The following is a 17,000-nucleotide window of genomic DNA, read 5'->3' on the forward strand; positions in this document are numbered from 1 at the left end:
GATACTCCCCTATAAAAATGGCTATTTATCAACTGTTTGTTGTGACATAGCCTTTCCTTTTTATCTTAAATGAAGCAAAATATCAGATGCAATCCACACATCATCAATTCTAGGATGAAGTCTTTTTATACTCTTTCCCTCTCTTTTATACTTCAAATCAATACAGGCAGCTTCTTCATAATGAGGAACAAATTCATACTGTAAGTATCTTGCCTTCACAATTGCGTAGTACATCAGTATGCCAAGCACGCCACCGGCTGTATTTCGTGTGTAAAAAAAACAAAATTATTTTTTGATATGAAGTATCTCTAAAACTAATTTTACCGCCTGATTCTTCATTATTAACAGAACAATCATGTAAATAACAACCGAAGCAGTCACTGAAAAAACTGTAGAAATCAGTACTGAACTAATATATTTTTCTGATATAGAACATATAATCCATATTGCCAGGCATCCTATAGCAACGGAGAGAATGTCCTTTTTTAGAAAACTAGCTCTAAAATATTTTCTTCCATACCACCATGTTATAACCATTGACAGTAACTCCGCAATAACAGTTGTAAATGCCGCTGCATTCTGCTGGAATTTTGGAATAAGGATAAAATTAAATCCTATATTAACAAGAGCCGCAACAATCGTTGCCATCAACACCTTATTTTCGCACCTATAAGGTATTAGAATGCACGATGTATAGAACCAACTAAAAATGCTAAAAAACAACGCAAGGGAAAGAATCTTAAGCGATATATTTGCATCAACATATTCTTGTCCTGCAATAATAAAAACTATGTTTTTGCTTAATGCAATCAATCCAACCATTGCCGGAACGACAATAACAACAAGTGCATTCAAAATCTGGCTGGCTGTTCTGTTAAAATAGTCTATTTTTTTCTCTCCCAGATAAGCAGATAATCTCGGAATTGAAACAATAATAATTGCAGCTAGCATTTGTTTTACAATAGTGTAGATTTTGGTGGAGACAGAATAAAATCCAACTGATTTATTTCCTGAAAGGAAGCCAAGCATTGTTGTATCTGCATTCGTATATATTGTTGTTGCTACTGATGTTGCAAACAGAACTAATATTGGAGCCAAATGCGTTAGAATTTTTGCATTAATGGTAAGTCTTATCTTACAATATTTTCTTCTAGAAACAGCATTAAGTATATTTGCGCCGCTGCATGATATAACTGTGATCCATACATAAGCAAACAAATCACTGCTATTCCTAACGAGTACAAACATAAGTATTAATGAAATAAACTGAAACAAAATGCCTCGAATTGTGATATATTTATAGTCCTCATAAATTTGAAATATCCATTCACTTCCAATCAGTGTAAACATTATGCTTATGCTTAACGCTACCATTATTGAACTATATTGGTTAAATCTTGGAATTAAAAGGATACACACTACTAAAATTAGATACGAAAAAACTGTCGAAATAAAGTTAATTGAAAAGACCTCCGAAGCAAATAATGACATATTTTCTTCATTATCTCGATATCTTGCTCCCTCTCTGATAGCATAGGTGCTAATTCCTAAACCCGCCAGCAATGAAAAATACGAAATGACCGACTGACAAAAATTGTAAATTCCTATATTTTCAACATGAAGGACTCGTGATACATACGGGAAAGTAATCAATGGAAAAATCACCTGACATGCCGTTCTAATCATGTTGAGTCCTGCATTGACACCAATAGATTTTTGATTCCTCATTCTTTCTCAACTCCTTCCACAATTTTTACATAAACACACATTAATAAACTACGCTATGTAATTTTCTTTTTAAACAGCTAGCCAGTATACTTCACATATTATCCTTTTTATCAGTTGCTTTATTGACGAAAAAGAATGATACTGATTCATTAACTTTATAAAATCCCTTTTATACTTTCTTTGTTCTTCCCTATTCAAACTTTTCCATGCCATTCGTGAGTACATTGTCACCAATACACTCATGTTCTTATTTAGTAGTTCTCGTTCAACATAACTATCAAGTTCTGCTATTATTCTACGCCATGCATAAAGCCCTGAATGAAACTTGTACGAATATTTACCATGCGTCACACTTGAGTCACTTTGTATATAATTGTAATGCACTTCTGGACCAAGTATAACTTTTCGGCATTTCTTGATATATTGCACATTAAACAACGTATCCTCACAATTGTGGATGTTTTCCTCAAAGCGAATGTCTCCAATTATATTTCTAACATACAACTTATCCCATACATGACCACAAAATTTACCATATGCTTTTATAATCTCTTTTAACGCTTCTTCTTGATTAAAAATCATATTTTTATCTACAATTTCATAAAAACGCCTTCTGTCAAGTATTTGTCCATTTTCCATTTTGAAATTGTATGAACAAATTGCCAAATCTGCTTTTTCACTCAAAAGTAATTTATATAGATACATAACAAAATTAGAATCTGCTTCATCTCCAGGATCAAAAAAACACACGTATTCCCCGTGCGCAGTATTCAAGCCAATATTTCTTGCTGAAGAAACGCCTCCATTTCTCTTATTTATTAGTACAATTCTTGAGTCCTTTTGTTTTAATGTATTAATAATATCAGGAGTGGAATCAGTAGAACCATCATTAATACAAATTATTTCCAAGTTATCATAAGTTTGTCTTTGCAACAGATCAAGTGTCATAGCAATGGAGTTTGACACATTATATGCAGGTACAATAACTGATATCAATGGCATCTTCATCATTCTTCTTCACACACTTCCTTTCTATGCTTTTTTTCAAATCCGAATTATCTTCTATACCAGCATCTTTTATTAGTCATTAATCACTCACACTAATTTGATACGTTACCCCCTCGGAACCAAAAAATTGCACTTAATCAGAACCTCTTTTACTACTTGTTTTCCACAATTTTTCGGGAGCGCAAGCAAAACCGCACGGTTGAATTTCATACCTTGTTTTATATGTTTAACAAACCTGTCTCTCGATTTTGGAGCCTTTGACGGATGCTCCAATTGGTGATTATGGCTTTTCGCTTTTTTAATATTTACATCAACCAATTTGATTTTAGCCAATTTCAAAAGGCTTTTTCCTTTTTCTGTCTGGCATAATACAAGTGAAACACCTTTATGCCATTCGTTTTCTGAGAGTTCTGTTCCCCATGAATCACCTAATGTAATATCGCCCGGCCGGTTTTCTTGCGCATACTTACAACTATAACAATTTTCTGTATAAGATAGTGCAGACAAAAACGAAATCATATATCTATCACATACTCCACGTGTTGCTATGGTACGAGAACGCTTTGATACTTGAAAGTTCCCCTTGACTCGAAATTCAATCGACTCCGCCTTGTGTATATCTTCACCATACTGATTTAAAAACATGTCCAAAATCTTAGGTGATGGTGTCCCATGACAAATTAAATCAATGGTAGTAAGCTTTTCACCCAGAGGTTCTCCAACATAATTTCTTAAAGCCGCAACCTGGCAAGGCAATCCTATAAAAAGAATTTCTGTTTTCCTTGCAAGTTCTCTTTTTATAGTCTTATAAATGCCTGTAGGATTGCTCTTAATATATTTTGAACCCGCAAAACAGTCCGATCTGTTCACATCATCCACTATATCAAAAACAAAATCTCCCTCACGGAAAAGGCAGCTACAAACCTTTACGCCCTTCTCTATAAACGTTCTTGCCAGTTCCGTCGCAATTCCACCGGAAGCAGACATCATTCGGATCTTATCATCATACGTCCAACCTTGCTTCCAAATAATTGGCAAGCGTAATTGAGGTAAGTTTTTCTGTTGACATACTTTCTCGCACATACCGCAATTAATACATTTATCCTCATCAATAACTGCATTAAAAGCATCAATATCATCAACAATGTGTATTGCGTTCTTCGCACATATATCCACACACGCCATACATCCTGTGCATTGATTTTCATTACAAACAATCTTCATATTTTACCTCCACTATTTTCTCAGTTCTAGGTTGCGATTTACCACAAGCATATAAAAGATACAATACAGTATAGGCAAAACACGATGTGAATGCAGGATACATGAAGCACGTTTCACCAAGACTAGAAAACACATTAACGCAAAACACAATCAACGTCAACTTTCCAAACTTAGTACGATCAACATGCTTTACTAGGCTCTTCCCTATATATATCATAAAGCAGACAATGAAAATCAATCCTATAATACCCGTCGACATCAATATGTATAAAAAATAGTTGTCAACAAAAAAAGTATTATATTGAGATAACTGATAAAACTCTCCAGACCCTATTAACCCAAGTCCAATCCAAAGTCTTCCACTGTTTACCAAAACAGGTATGTTATAGATAAAGTTATATGATCTATTAGATAATTTAAATAGTCCTTCTATCCCACTTCCACTACTAAATAGCAAAAGTAATAAAATAGCTAAAATAAGAACAGCTGTCAATATATTTTTTTCATTTTTGCTTTTCACTCTATTTAGAAATGTATTATACGCCAATAACATACCAAACAATATAAGGGCACTCAATGCCGTTCTCGATGCAGTTGCTAATATAATGTATGTCATAAACATATCTATTGTAATATACAGTATTCTTTTTTTACTGATGTAAATCAAATAACTAGATATTATAATCACGCACAAAGCAATATTAGCAGCAGCATTAGCGTGATAAAAGCCAAACGTTGCTCTAGTCCTAGTATACCCTCCAAAAATATTACTTATCAACTCACTTAATCCAAGTGTGCCATCCCAATTCAGTACAGCACTAAGTATTATGCCAAACGTAAATGTCCAAAATGTTATTTTCACAAACACTATTTCTCTATGTTCATGTCTGCAAACATAAGATGCCATCACAAAAACAAGCATATAGAACATAAGCAACGAATTGAAAGTGAACTCTGTCAACTCTTTTAAATTATTATTTACAAGAACTTTTCCAAACAGGACTATATATAAGAAAAAAGCAACGCCCCAAAATAATAATGTACTGTTTTTCAATTTTTTTCTTTCTCGTATCCACTGGAGAAACATAAACACAATCAATAGTGCCGATGAGATATAATATATTTTCAAAGGACTTGAAATCATACTAATCTCTTGATTTATTAGTATTCTACTAAATAATATAACACACCAAATTGAGAATGCTATCGTTTCAGTTTTTATCTTCATTGCATATAATCCTCAATTCCTTTTCCAACTGTTCTACAGAATTTTCCCACGAAAACTGTTGAACAGTTTTGTAACCATTTTCAGCTAGCTTTATTATCATTTCATGATTTTCAAATAGCTCACATAAATTCTCCGTCATTTTTCTGACATCACCAGGTTCACAAAGTAAAGCGTTTTCTCTATCCAAACCGATATCTAACATACAACCTGTTTTTGTTCCTACTACAGCGCACTTACTTGCCATCGCTTCAAGCGGAGTCAATCCCCATCCTTCTTCTCTCGATGTGTATAAAAAGATATCCGTCTTTTTATATAATCCTTTTAATTCTTCTCTTGACGGATCCTTATAGTACACAATCTCATCAGAAATGTTTGGCCGGTCTGCCAACCCAAACATAGTCAATTTCACATTTGGATATCTATTTTCTTTCAGATTTTTATATGCTGTCAGTCCATCTTTCACACCCTTTTTGGGAAGGTCGTGATACAGCATTAAAATCTCAATTGTTCGATCTTCAAAATCGTATTTCTTTTCTGGATTATTAAAAACTTCTAAATCTAGCCCATCAAAAACAATTGGCGCATCCTCTGCACCAAGTTGCTCTATTAATTTATTCTTTATCCAAGTTGATATTACGATATGTCGTAGAGGTTGTGTATATGACTTTCTTCCAAGTTCCTCGTTATTCCATATTTCATAGTCTTGAATAAAATACACTTTTTTACCTTTATTGGAGTTCAATCTAGCTACTGAAAAAGCTGTTGGCCACGCACTTGCCATACAAATATCAGCATTTCTAATGGATCGATTAGAAACAACCGGAACTGGAAGCACCTTCACATCAAACTGAGATTTTTTATATTTTTTCTTTATCTCATAGCCATAAATTCTTTTAATTGTGTTCGTTACAACATGCACCTTATTTAAAATCATTGATTTGTTATTTTGCACATCATATGCCTTTACCGGTGTATAAAAAACGATATCATGTCCTTTAGCTTTAAGCATTTCACCATACTGAAAAAGTACTCTCATGCCCCCTGATAATCCTATACCTGGAACTATAATATTTATAATCATCTTACGTTTTCTCCTTCATACCATCCTTGAGTCCTTTCAATCCGGCACCTAGTTTTTCTAATTTTTGATCTTCAAAAATAAAAATAATAATAATATGCTTCACTGCTCCAAAAAATGCGCGTACTTCACTGAGTTCTTTGTGCTTTTGCGAAACAAGCATCGCATTTCTCGTACCATAATATCTTCTAAAGGGTGAGTGATTCCATGTTTTTATTTTCCAAGGGCCGATTTTTACAATGTGTCCCTGTCCTATCTCATGAACAAACCCCACAAAGCCAACTTGATATATATAATATCCTTTTTCTCTCATCGTAAGGCACATGTCGTAATCAACCTGATCAATAAAAAGACTCTCATCAAATTTTCCGGCTTTTTTCCATGCTTCTACATTAAGCAATGCCGCTGAAGTAATACACCAAGGAACTTCCTCTAAATTACCAAATTCAGAGTCTTCTTTTTTACATTTATCTTCTAAAAAATTTCTGTCTTGATAAAGGCATGTAAACTGTCCAACATTTTTCATAGACAAATACGGTCTGTACTTGTCAATTATATCATCATTACATACAGTATCCTGATCCAATGTAAGAACCCACTTTACACCACAACTTTCCGTTGATTCCGCAATGACATTAAGTGCCGCTGCAATTCCTTTATTCTTATGTAAGTCTATATATAGTATTTTGTCCGTGTTAAAATTTTGAATTCCGCTCTGAATTTCTTCTTTATTATTAGATCCATTATCCACCAACACTAATCGATCCACTTGACCTAAAATATGTGTAATGTTTTCCTTCAATCTACTAATTTCCGGATTGAATAATACAATTCCCGCAAAAATAGTTTCCATTCTCTCACCCTATATGTATTAATTTCCAATCATCTTGATATAAATCAGCTTTAGCATGTTTTCCCGTCTTATACCAGATGTCCGGTGCAACCACAATTTTTTTCTTTTCATTTGATAGATACTGAGCCCACCAACTAAACGAACTGTTGGACAGTACAAAATGTTTGCACGCTGACATTAAACGTAATTTTTCCCATACGGGATCCACTCCGCTCTCATAATAGACTTCTCCTGGAAATTCCATATTGTTTTTCACCCACTCTATATCATCAGAGAAGCCAAAGAATGTGCAATCTGGCAGACGTTTTTTTATATAAGAAAGCGCATTTCTAAAATATGTATTATCACATATATAAAAAGTACCTTTGTTCTTATCATTCATAAAATCTCCGCGCCGAATAGTAACGCAAACAGAATTTGTATTTTTGATTTTATTATATAGTTCTTCATTCTGTGGTTGAAGTGGTTCTTTCGGAGTGAGTTCCATCCGAAGAATCTCTGCCACGTCAGAAAAATACTTTTCGCTTTGCCAGTAACCATTGAGGACAATTCGCTTCTGAAATTTTTCATTTAACAAAGGCAAAGGTTTATAAATCCGTGCAGATTTCCAAACAAAAACACCTTTTTTCGCCATCATGTTAAAGTACAACTCTGGAAAAAATTTCCTTAAAATCTTGACTGAATAGTTATCTGCATTTGCTTCCTTTAACGGTCTTTCTGAGAGAACCTCCACATTTTCATTTAAATTAAAATCAAGTAAAGCCAAACGAAAATTTGGCGTATTCTGTCGCATTTCATATGTGTTAAGATAAATCTTTCCACCATATTTTTCCTGCAACTGTCGCGCGCACGCATACTCAAAAAGTTGATTTCCCAATTGCCCTACTATGTTTACTTCAATCATCCTTACATTTCTCCATCATATAAACATTTCTTTAACAGTTCATTCGATTGCCTCCGATACTTTTCTAAAATATCATTTACAATCTTGTAGTCAATCTTTTGATCAATATATGAAAAGTCACCAAGACTATTTAAGATTCTATCTTCTAGTCCAAACTGTTTCAAAACGCTCAAATTTCTTGCAATTTTTTCTTTTGGTAATACTTCGACAAACTGCCTGTTAAACATGATTGCAAAAGCAGTACCATGAAAAGAATCTGTAATCATATATTCTGCATTTGCAATATATGATAAAAATTTAAACGGCGATAAACACAGCTTAAATTTTCCTACTCGCATACAGTTATGCGCCTCGACAGAAACTCTAAGCAATTTTAACCCCGCTTTATCCGCAAATTGCTTTGCATATTCATCCATTTCATGATTGGCATTAAGTTGATAAAGCAACACATATCCTTTTTCATGTATCGGCAGCAATTGTTTTCTCCATCTATCTCCACCAAAAATCATTGTTGGATCAAGAATCTGCGTTGCCTCATATCCAGCTCTATTTACTATATTAACCGCACTATCTTCTCGCACGGTTATATAGTCATATCCACGTAATAATTCTTTGAACTTATCAATTCTTTCTTTCGGATAACTTTCTTTTCCAAAGCTTGCAGAAAAGGCTATTTTTTTCGCATCATGTGGAGCAAAACTCAAGAAATACATAGGATCTACATCATCTTGAGCAATTTCTCCCCAAACTTGATCACTACCTGTACAATAAATATCAGCTGTCGGTATTTTGCTTGTATCTGCAACCAGATTTGTAATGCGCCCGCTCAAATTCAGATATTTGGCTCTTTCCTTTTCAAATGCTCTTCCACAAATATAGTGATCTGGCCATTGAACGATTCTATATATAAGTCTAGTAAAAGTATTCCGATTCCATTTTTTTGATTTTTTTAACAGTAGTTCTGTCACATTATGATACTCTTCGTCTTCTCGAACATAATCCAAAACTTCCGCATTATATCCGTAGTCTTCAAATAGTTTTTGTGTAGCATACGTCTGCAAAAAAGAGCCATAATTTACAATTGCATGACGTGTTATAAAACAAATTTTTTTCATAATAATCTCCTTATGCTTTATATGAATACTTGACTTTAACAATCGCTCTGCATAATACCATCAACATTCTATACTTTTTCTTCTTTATGAGATAAAGCATCACATTCCAGGGAATACCAATCTTTATGGTTGTTTCATTGACGAAGTTTTCTAAATCAAGTCTTTTTAATCCATCTTCAAATTTCTTTCCCATTTCTTTGAAACTAGTATTGTTCTTTGCTTCATTCAGGGACGCATAAAAAACACAGAACAAAATATAGTTATCATATTGACTTTTCAACTGTCTATTATTCCGTAGCAGTTCCTTATTTAGATAAGCAAATAAGACTTCTAGTCTTTCAAATCGCCGCGCATCATACGCTTTTGTCATAGATTGACTGTTTTGTCGATAATAGTATAATGGAATGTCGATTCCATAAAAGGATTTACATTTTAATATGCTGTTGTATATACAGGCAACATCTTCACCAAAAGTAATCTTGTCTTCAGAACAAAGATTATCTCTTAGAATTTCGGTCTTAATCATTTTAGACCATACAGCTGGCAAAACACCGAATGTGTAAAATCTTTGATCTTTGTCACAAAGCATACATTGAATAATCTTTTCTTTGACTTCTTTCTCGTCAAAGAATCCTCTAAAATGCGAGGTTTTCATTTCAATATTTTTTCCATCTGTGCTTTTAAACGCATTATATTCCACAATATCCGGATGAGATTCCGTAATCACTTTATCAACTTCTGCAAGCCAATTATCAGCTACCCAGTCATCTCCATCCACATAGCCAACATACTCACCCTTTGCAACCATTACACCAGCTCTTCGAGCACTAACTAATCCCCCATTGGCTTTATGTATGACTCGAATGTGGTCATTCTTCAAAGCATAAGCATCACAAATTTTGCCGCTATCATCGGTAGCGCCATCATCCACAAGAATCAGTTCATAATTATCATAGTTTTGGCTTAGTACACTTGTTATGCACTGATCAAGAAATTTTTCAACATTATAAATCGGTACAACAATACTAAATCGGAGATTATTTTCCATTTGGCACCTCCACACTGTTTCTCTTTTGGATATAAGTCACATTGTCTGGAATGTCTTTTGTAACTATCGCACCGGCCGCAATGATGACGTTGTCTCCAATTCTAATGTTAGGAAGGATTAAGACATCACTTCCAATCCAAACATTAGATCCAATTTCAACTCGTCCAATAACATAACCTTGTTTTCTAAAGGGTCCTTTTGTCGCATCAGTTCTATGGTTATGATCGTATATCTTAACATTTTCACCAAATATACAATCATTGCCTATCTTAATTTCGCCCAGAGATGTCATTGAACAATTTCGGTTAAAGAAACAATTATCTCCAATATTAATGCTTCCTGTTTTTTCAATCATCAAATGACATCCTGGATAAAAGAAAGTCATTTTACCAAAATGAAAGCGACCCCCATATATAATTTTCCAGCACAGAATTTTAAAAATTCCGATAACTCGATTTATAATTTTTATCAGATATTCAAACATTATTTTCCTCACTATCATAGACTTTTTTCAAATTGTATCTGTCTTTTTATTTCAGTTTTAGTTGCTATATTAAAAATGACTATGTAAATCTTAAAATTTAAAAGTATCTTTCAGTCCCATCCACTTCTGGTACTTATCACTCAGGTTCAGTGCAGTGCCATCTTCCAGCGTATAGCCTTCTGCACTTGCACTGCCCTTGTACTCACCTTTCAGCTCCGTCCACTCAATACCGATTTCCGGGTCGTTCCATGCCATGCCGCCTTCATCATTCGGATGCCAGAAGTCATTGACCTTGTAGCAGAACTCTGCCTCATCGTTCAACCCCAAGAAGCCGTGTGCAAAGCCTTCCAGGATGAGAAACTGCTTCTTATTCTCAGTGTCACTACCCCTGTTCAAATGAAGCACTTACAATGTGTTGTTCATAAACCAGAGTGCTCCACACAAACGCAGGTAGTGATACTGAAAGTTCTTATGATAAAAATCATCTGCTGTTGGCGAACCTAGGTAGCGAGACAAAAACCGCTCTCACAGCTCTACCCATCTCTCAAAAAGTGCCGTAAATGCACTATTTTCCGGCATTTTCACTATATACATCTCACTACCTGCGTTCGGTTAGAGGTGATTATTTATAATCAATACTCTCATTTATTAATTTCTCCCCATATAGTTTCATAGTTTCATCAACAATAACATCCCAATTATATTTAGAACAAATAAAATCTGAAGCCTGTGTTTTTAATTCATGTACTTTTTCAGGATGTTCACAAGCATCTTGTAGTTTATCTTTTAAATCTTCTACATTACTCTTTTTAAATGTAATAGCTTTATCTTCAACAACTTCAGCACATTCTGGAATGTCGGATACTAAACAACAATTTCCATAAGACATGGCTTCTAATAGACTTAATGGCATACCTTCAAGATCAGAAGGCAAACAATAGATATATGCGTTTGAATATAATTCTTCTAAGATTCTACCTTGTACAAATCCAGTAAAAATAATTCTGTCATCATCTATTGCTAATTCTTTTAATTCTTTTCCATAGTCAGCCGTATCAGAAATACCACCTGCAATAACTAGTTTTTTATTTGTTTTAATTTGTTTAAAGGCCTCAATAAGATAATGCTCTCCTTTTTCAGGTACAATTCTACCTAAATAAAGAATGTAATTATCTTTTTCTAATCCCCATTTTTTTATTTCTAGAGCTTTAACTACTTCAGGTTTATTAACTCCATTAGGAATAAAATGTGTATCACGATTATATTCATTCTTAAAATAATCTTGCACCCCTTTACTCAAGACTATAATTTCATCTGCATATTTTACTGCATTCTTTTCACCTTGATGAATAAATTTAGATCCAAAGCCATATTTCCATTTTTCTCTTTGCCAATCCAAACCATGAATTGTAACAATCACTCTTTTACCCAAAAGCTTTGGTAACCATGAAAAAAATGCAGGCCCCTCTGCATGAATATGAACCACATCATATTTTCCAAATGTAGACTTTAAGCCCGCAAAGAAAGAAGAACTAACAGCTGCCAAACCCTTTTTATCAATTGTCAAAACTGATTTTTGTATAATACCATCATATTCATTATGAGCATCTAATTCATTTCCCCTCACATGATGACCAGAACGATTCAAACAAGTAACGTTATTACCTAACTTAACCATTCGAGTACATAATTCTTTTACGACAATTTCAACTCCGCCTTCTCGACTTAGTCTCTTTTGCCCAAACATGACTATATTCAAATCAATTCCCCTTTCTTTTTAAACCGCGCCTTTTTTACATATTACAACTTATACTGTCTTTAACAAAATCTCAATATCTAAACCAAGATTCCAGTTTTCAATATAATACTTATCCAGTTTTACTACTTCATCAAAATCCGTAATCTCACTCCGACCACTTACTTGCCACATTCCTGTAATTCCAGGTTTAATAGCTAATCGTGCAAAGTGTTGATACTCATATAGATTTGTTTCTGAAATTAAAGGAGGTCTAGTTCCAACAATAGACATATCTCCTTTTAATACATTAAAAAATTGTGGGAATTCATCCAAACTCGTTTTACGAATAAATTCACCAATACCTGTTTTATGAGAACCATCCGACATAACTTTATTTCCAATAACACGAGGATCAAAATCAATTTTAAACATCTTTCCATCCCCTAATTTGTTATCTTTCATTAATTCAGCTTTTCGTTCTTCCGCATCCAAATACATACTGCGGAATTTATACATCTTAAACTTCTTACCATTCTTACCCACACGCTCTTGTGAAAAGAAGATGGGGCCTGGACTTGCAAAATAAATGATTGGACCAATAAAAATAGTAATGATTAATGTTAAAACACATCCAAGTAATCCACAAATAATATCAAACAATCGTTTTAAGAAAATTTCATTTAACGGAGCATAATTAATACTTGTTGTTAATACTGTATAATCACCAATCTTCTCGACAAACTGTTTCTTACCAGGCGAATTTATAACTTTAGCCAAATTCATATGCACAGTAATACCAGCCATAGTTAATTGTTCAATCAATTCATTTTGATACGCTATTTTTTCAGGTAACACAATCAATACTTCATCTACCCATTCTTTACATGCATACATCTCCACAGAATCTTTATCCGCAACAACCTTAGTATTACTAATTGTTTTACCAATTAAATTTTTATCTAATAATGCAACACCCACAATGTCATAACGAGTATAATTACTCTTTTCGATATTATCGATTACCAAATTCGCAATACCACTTGAACTTATAATCAATAACTTTCTTCGATTACCATTATTGACACCCTTTTTAATATGGCACTTCCATACTTCTCTTACAATATATGTCAATATAAAATAAATACCGATTGTTAAGAATAAAATAAATCTAGAGAAGAAAATCCCTTTTTGAGCTGTAAACAAATATAAAACAGACAATAAGCAAACAATAAACCCATGTTTTAATGTTTTTACAAACTCTTGATAATATCCTCTTTTTAATACACCCTTTAATGTACCAAAAATCAGTAAAACCATTAAATCAGCTAATTCTATTATGATAGCCATATTCCTATATAAGAAATTGTTATATAGATGTATATTTCCATTTTTAATAAAATAAGCCACCACAAATGCAATTTGCAAACATATCATATCAAGAATGATAAAATCGATATGCTTCAACCACCCATTTGCATTCTTCCTATACATAACACTCTCCCGTTCCTATAAACATAAAAAAAGCTTATTAGAATTTTACAAGTCTTAATAAGCAATGAAATATGAAATTTTAGATATACTCATCCCTACCCATAACCCAGTAGAAGATGAACGAATCAATCAAAAATGCGGTAAGCCAGCTATTTCTAACATCATCTAAATGTACCATTTTTATTCCTATTACCTTACAACAGTCATACTTATTCCGAGATAAAACTATTGCATGTTAATTTTATCCTATATATATATAATATGTCAATTACCATTTAATACCTGAAATTTCAAACAAAAAGTACAAAAAGTAAAAGATATACTTTATTTAAAACAAATATTAAAAAATTTGAGAAACAAAATAAATTTAATAAATTTTTCTCTATATATCGATTAATTTCATGAATGCAATCAATTGAATTTATAACCAATTAAATGTAAACGTATACACACTTTAGGCTGATTTCAATATAAATCAAAGCCTCCACTCATATGATAGGCGAAGGCTCTGTTTTCTTATTTAAATTTTAACATTTCTTTTCTTTATCAATATATGCATAATATACATAGCTACAACTAAACTTATAGTCATAAAAGACAAATACATTGGCGTAAGATTAAATACACCTGTTACAACTTTTGTTTTTATCTACTTTGGTTTCAATATCTTTATTTGATTCTATATCGGTAGCACTTGCATATTTGTTTTTATATTTATTCGAAGCATTAACTGATTGTAATGGTTCCTTTTTTCATCCTTGCTTGCTTGGTTAGTTACCTCTGGTTTTATTTGTTGTGACTTGTTTTCTAAGATTGGATCTTGTTCGCCAAAGTATTTAAATTGTTTAGTTAGTTTTAATTAAATAGTTTTAGGAAGAATTGTAACTGTAAATGGAACTGATTCATAATATCGTTCATCGAAATTAAACACTACTGTATATTCCCCAACATCCTATAATAGAATGTGAGTACCCATCTAACGACCCCATGCACTAAATAGACATCGATATCGTCAATATAACAGGTACTATATCCTTGTACAAAGGATGGTGCTCGTTATGTATTACAAAAGAAATAATAAACGTTTGTCTGTTAGTGGTCGTGGAGACTATATGTCTACTTCTGATTTCATTATTCAATATTACACAAATTTAGATGCTTGTCGTAAATTTTTCTACGACATCAAATGGCCTACTGGCTACTATTGCGAAAAGTGTGGCTGTACTCACTACTATTTCATGAAAACTAAGAATTGCTATCGTTGCGCTAACTGCAAACATGATGAAAGATTATTATCCAATACGATCTTTCAGGATAACAAACTGAGTATTCCATGGTGGCGGAGCCACCCAATCCATGAAAATAGAGCCACCGAATCCATTTGGACAGAGCCATGCAATCCATTGCTCAGAGCCACTAAATCCACGAAGAGAGCCACTTCAACTTATTGAAATGACTCTCTTTTTTATTATTTGATTTTTGAATAATCCTCTCGAAGAGATCTGCCTTTTAAAAGAATTGTATATGATGAGTTTCTAATACGATCTAGAATGGCGTCAGCGAGTGGACCATTACCTAATTTGCCTAGCCATCCTTCAGGAGCCCATTGACTGCAGTAGATTGTTGATTTATTATCAGTTCTTGATTGTATCACTTCAAATAAATCGTTTCGTTCACCTTCACTGATGTTTGTTAATAAGAATTCATCTAGAATTAATAAATCAACTTTGGAAAGTTTCTTCATGTATTTTTTGTAATGTCCTTGAATCTTAGCTTCTTCAATTTCCTGAAACAAATCGGGCAAACGAATATATTGAACTCTGTATCTCTCCATGCATGCATTAACCCCAAAAGCGTTTGAAATCCAAGTCTTTCCAGATCCAGATGCACCAATCAAAATAATATTTAGTTTCTGCTGGATATATTCATTTGTACTCAGTTCTTCTATCAAGCCTCTATTGATTTCACGGTCAGGTTTATAATTGATATTCTGTAGATTGGCGTTTGAATCATAGAAGTTGGCGTTTTTGATGTAGCGCTTAACTGTGTGATTGATTTACGAATCATATTCTTTGATGACCATGGCTTCCAATCTTTCTTCAAAAGTCATATTTTGTGTATCCGTATTTTCTGACTGATCCTTATATTCTTCAGCCATGATAGGCAATCTCATTTCTCTTAATTTTTCATATATTTCTTGATTCATTACTTTTTACCCCCATAATATTCAGTTCCACGAGTGAATGCATACGTAGTATCTTCTTTATTTATTGTATTTTCAGGTTCCTGTTTTGCTTCATCTTGACCTGATTCTAGAATCAACTTAATATTCTTATAGGTAGGATTAGATAAGCGGGAAAGCGCCAACTTACATGCATTTTCTAATCTTGCCTGTGAATATTTATCAGACAGTTTCAAAATAGACAAACATCCCTTGTAGGCTTGTTCTTCTACTTTGTAACGACTAAACATAAGATTGATCAGTTCAACAGTAGAAGGTCCAATTGCTGCAGCCCAATTCATAAAGCGTTCTTTATTCCACTGGAACAATTGGTGGTTCTTTGGCATATGTGCCTCATTAGTAGAATAGTGATTACGATGACCATATAAGCGTTTATGTTGGCAGATCTGGTTCTTTTTATAATACACAGTGACAGTGTCTTTTGTTAGTTTTACTTCTACTCGTTTTCCAACATATTCATAAGGAGTTGAATAGTTCATTTTTTCTACCTGAATATGATAGTTCATTTGGACTGTTGCCATTTTCCATTCACTCAATTCAAACGGATGTTCTGGCAAAGGATTCATAAAATCTTTTTCTTCATCCATATATACAGATTTTCTTGAGCCTTCACGCTTTTGGAATTCTTCATTATTTAATTTGTTCAATTTGAGTATTCCGCTATCTGAAGTCCATGCAATATGCTACAGAAGTCCACATAATCCGTTAAAGAAGTCCATCTTTTTTAAATCTTAATACGTAATACAAGTCCACTAAAAAACACGGTCAAATTAAATCAACCGTGTTTTTTTGTTATTTCTTATTTTTTAATTTAGAGTATGTTTCTCTTAATGATTTTCCATGTAATGTAATCAAATAA

The 17,000-nt window shown here is 33.2% G+C and carries 18 protein-coding genes; 1 reads left to right on the plus strand and 17 read right to left on the minus strand.

Annotated features, from left to right (window positions below; genetic code table 11):
* Positions 1 to 60 precede the first annotated feature (60 nt).
* The 14 genes from LJE08_RS09860 to LJE08_RS09925 form a co-directional block, all read right to left on the minus strand.
* Positions 61 to 234, minus strand: a complete 174-nt coding sequence (locus LJE08_RS09860; protein ID WP_227403075.1) for a hypothetical protein — start codon at positions 232 to 234, stop codon at positions 61 to 63.
* Between the two features lie 51 nt (positions 235 to 285).
* Complete coding sequence (locus tag LJE08_RS09865) at positions 286 to 1,728, minus strand: flippase (protein WP_227403076.1); 1,443 nt, start codon at positions 1,726 to 1,728, stop codon at positions 286 to 288.
* Between the two features lie 69 nt (positions 1,729 to 1,797).
* Positions 1,798 to 2,739 (minus strand): glycosyltransferase family 2 protein, encoded by a 942-nt coding sequence (locus LJE08_RS09870; protein ID WP_227403077.1) that lies wholly within the window; start codon positions 2,737 to 2,739, stop codon positions 1,798 to 1,800.
* A 102-nt stretch (positions 2,740 to 2,841) separates the two neighbouring features.
* Positions 2,842 to 3,960, minus strand: coding sequence for a Coenzyme F420 hydrogenase/dehydrogenase, beta subunit C-terminal domain (locus LJE08_RS09875; RefSeq protein WP_227403078.1), 1,119 nt, complete (start codon positions 3,958 to 3,960; stop codon positions 2,842 to 2,844).
* The gene (locus tag LJE08_RS09880) at positions 3,944 to 5,188 is read right to left on the minus strand and encodes a hypothetical protein (RefSeq protein WP_227403079.1); all 1,245 of its coding nucleotides are present in this window, start codon (positions 5,186 to 5,188) and stop codon (positions 3,944 to 3,946) included. The genes LJE08_RS09875 and LJE08_RS09880 overlap by 17 nt, the downstream gene beginning before the upstream one ends.
* Entirely contained in the window at positions 5,172 to 6,269 is a 1,098-nt protein-coding gene (locus LJE08_RS09885; protein WP_227403080.1) for a glycosyltransferase family 4 protein, read from the minus strand. Before LJE08_RS09885 ends, LJE08_RS09880 begins: the two co-directional genes overlap by 17 nt.
* A 1-nt stretch (position 6,270) precedes the next feature.
* A complete protein-coding gene (locus tag LJE08_RS09890; RefSeq protein ID WP_227403081.1) occupies positions 6,271 to 7,119 on the minus strand; it encodes a glycosyltransferase family 2 protein in 849 nt (282 codons plus the stop codon).
* A gap of 4 nt (positions 7,120 to 7,123) precedes the next feature.
* Entirely contained in the window at positions 7,124 to 8,023 is a 900-nt protein-coding gene (locus LJE08_RS09895; protein ID WP_227403082.1) for an alpha-1,2-fucosyltransferase, read from the minus strand.
* Positions 8,024 to 8,025: 2 nt separating this feature from the next.
* Positions 8,026 to 9,138, minus strand: a complete 1,113-nt coding sequence (locus LJE08_RS09900) for a polysaccharide pyruvyl transferase family protein (protein WP_227403083.1) — start codon at positions 9,136 to 9,138, stop codon at positions 8,026 to 8,028.
* Positions 9,139 to 9,148: 10 nt separating this feature from the next.
* Positions 9,149 to 10,186 carry a glycosyltransferase gene (locus tag LJE08_RS09905; protein ID WP_227403084.1) on the minus strand — a complete coding sequence of 346 codons (1,038 nt, stop codon included), beginning with the start codon at positions 10,184 to 10,186 and terminating at the stop codon, positions 9,149 to 9,151.
* Positions 10,176 to 10,541, minus strand: a complete 366-nt coding sequence (locus LJE08_RS09910) for an acyltransferase (RefSeq protein ID WP_227403085.1) — start codon at positions 10,539 to 10,541, stop codon at positions 10,176 to 10,178. Before LJE08_RS09910 ends, LJE08_RS09905 begins: the two co-directional genes overlap by 11 nt.
* Positions 10,542 to 10,760: 219 nt before the next feature.
* Complete coding sequence (locus LJE08_RS09915; RefSeq protein ID WP_227403086.1) at positions 10,761 to 11,066, minus strand: dTDP-4-dehydrorhamnose 3,5-epimerase family protein; 306 nt, start codon at positions 11,064 to 11,066, stop codon at positions 10,761 to 10,763.
* Between the two features lie 226 nt (positions 11,067 to 11,292).
* On the minus strand, positions 11,293 to 12,429 hold the full coding sequence (locus LJE08_RS09920) for a glycosyltransferase family 4 protein (protein ID WP_227403087.1): 1,137 nt from the start codon (positions 12,427 to 12,429) through the stop codon (positions 11,293 to 11,295).
* Positions 12,430 to 12,477: 48 nt separating this feature from the next.
* Positions 12,478 to 13,899, minus strand: coding sequence for a sugar transferase (locus LJE08_RS09925; protein WP_227403088.1), 1,422 nt, complete (start codon positions 13,897 to 13,899; stop codon positions 12,478 to 12,480).
* A gap of 1,058 nt (positions 13,900 to 14,957) precedes the next feature.
* Here LJE08_RS09925 and LJE08_RS09930 point away from each other — a divergent pair.
* A complete protein-coding gene (locus LJE08_RS09930) occupies positions 14,958 to 15,350 on the plus strand; it encodes a transposase (protein WP_227403089.1) in 393 nt (130 codons plus the stop codon).
* A 17-nt stretch (positions 15,351 to 15,367) separates the two neighbouring features.
* On the opposite strand, the gene LJE08_RS09935 is transcribed toward LJE08_RS09930, so the two are convergent.
* From LJE08_RS09935 to LJE08_RS09945, 3 genes are read right to left on the minus strand one after another with little or no spacing between them, the layout of a single operon-like run.
* Positions 15,368 to 15,955: an ATP-binding protein gene (locus tag LJE08_RS09935; RefSeq protein ID WP_227403092.1), complete on the minus strand. Its 588-nt coding sequence runs from the start codon at positions 15,953 to 15,955 to the stop codon at positions 15,368 to 15,370.
* Positions 15,956 to 16,105: an ATP-binding protein gene (locus tag LJE08_RS09940; protein WP_227403090.1), complete on the minus strand. Its 150-nt coding sequence runs from the start codon at positions 16,103 to 16,105 to the stop codon at positions 15,956 to 15,958.
* The gene (locus LJE08_RS09945) at positions 16,105 to 16,788 is read right to left on the minus strand and encodes a hypothetical protein (protein WP_227403091.1); all 684 of its coding nucleotides are present in this window, start codon (positions 16,786 to 16,788) and stop codon (positions 16,105 to 16,107) included. The genes LJE08_RS09940 and LJE08_RS09945 overlap by 1 nt, the downstream gene beginning before the upstream one ends.
* Positions 16,789 to 17,000 lie beyond the last annotated feature (212 nt).

It is taken from the genome of Holdemanella sp. DFI.5.55 (assembly GCF_020593575.1).
Taxonomy (GTDB): Bacteria; Bacillota_I; Bacilli_A; order Erysipelotrichales; family Erysipelotrichaceae; genus Holdemanella; species Holdemanella hominis.

What these genes read in the sequence shown, in the direction of transcription:
- LJE08_RS09940 (WP_227403090.1), bottom strand. Translation starts at nt 16,105, where the DNA reads ATGAATCAAGAAATATATGAAAAATTAAGAGAAATGAGATTGCCTATC.
- LJE08_RS09890 (WP_227403081.1), bottom strand. Translation starts at nt 7,119, where the DNA reads ATGGAAACTATTTTTGCGGGAATTGTATTATTCAATCCGGAAATTAGT.
- LJE08_RS09900 (WP_227403083.1), bottom strand. Translation starts at nt 9,138, where the DNA reads ATGAAAAAAATTTGTTTTATAACACGTCATGCAATTGTAAATTATGGC.
- LJE08_RS09905 (WP_227403084.1), bottom strand. Translation starts at nt 10,186, where the DNA reads ATGGAAAATAATCTCCGATTTAGTATTGTTGTACCGATTTATAATGTT.
- LJE08_RS09870 (WP_227403077.1), bottom strand. Translation starts at nt 2,739, where the DNA reads ATGATGAAGATGCCATTGATATCAGTTATTGTACCTGCATATAATGTG.
- LJE08_RS09880 (WP_227403079.1), bottom strand. Translation starts at nt 5,188, where the DNA reads ATGAAGATAAAAACTGAAACGATAGCATTCTCAATTTGGTGTGTTATA.
- LJE08_RS09925 (WP_227403088.1), bottom strand. Translation starts at nt 13,899, where the DNA reads ATGTATAGGAAGAATGCAAATGGGTGGTTGAAGCATATCGATTTTATC.
- LJE08_RS09910 (WP_227403085.1), bottom strand. Translation starts at nt 10,541, where the DNA reads ATGATTGAAAAAACAGGAAGCATTAATATTGGAGATAATTGTTTCTTT.
- LJE08_RS09930 (WP_227403089.1), top strand. Translation starts at nt 14,958, where the DNA reads ATGTATTACAAAAGAAATAATAAACGTTTGTCTGTTAGTGGTCGTGGA.
- LJE08_RS09860 (WP_227403075.1), bottom strand. Translation starts at nt 234, where the DNA reads ATGTACTACGCAATTGTGAAGGCAAGATACTTACAGTATGAATTTGTT.
- LJE08_RS09875 (WP_227403078.1), bottom strand. Translation starts at nt 3,960, where the DNA reads ATGAAGATTGTTTGTAATGAAAATCAATGCACAGGATGTATGGCGTGT.
- LJE08_RS09885 (WP_227403080.1), bottom strand. Translation starts at nt 6,269, where the DNA reads ATGATTATAAATATTATAGTTCCAGGTATAGGATTATCAGGGGGCATG.
- LJE08_RS09865 (WP_227403076.1), bottom strand. Translation starts at nt 1,728, where the DNA reads ATGAGGAATCAAAAATCTATTGGTGTCAATGCAGGACTCAACATGATT.
- LJE08_RS09895 (WP_227403082.1), bottom strand. Translation starts at nt 8,023, where the DNA reads ATGATTGAAGTAAACATAGTAGGGCAATTGGGAAATCAACTTTTTGAG.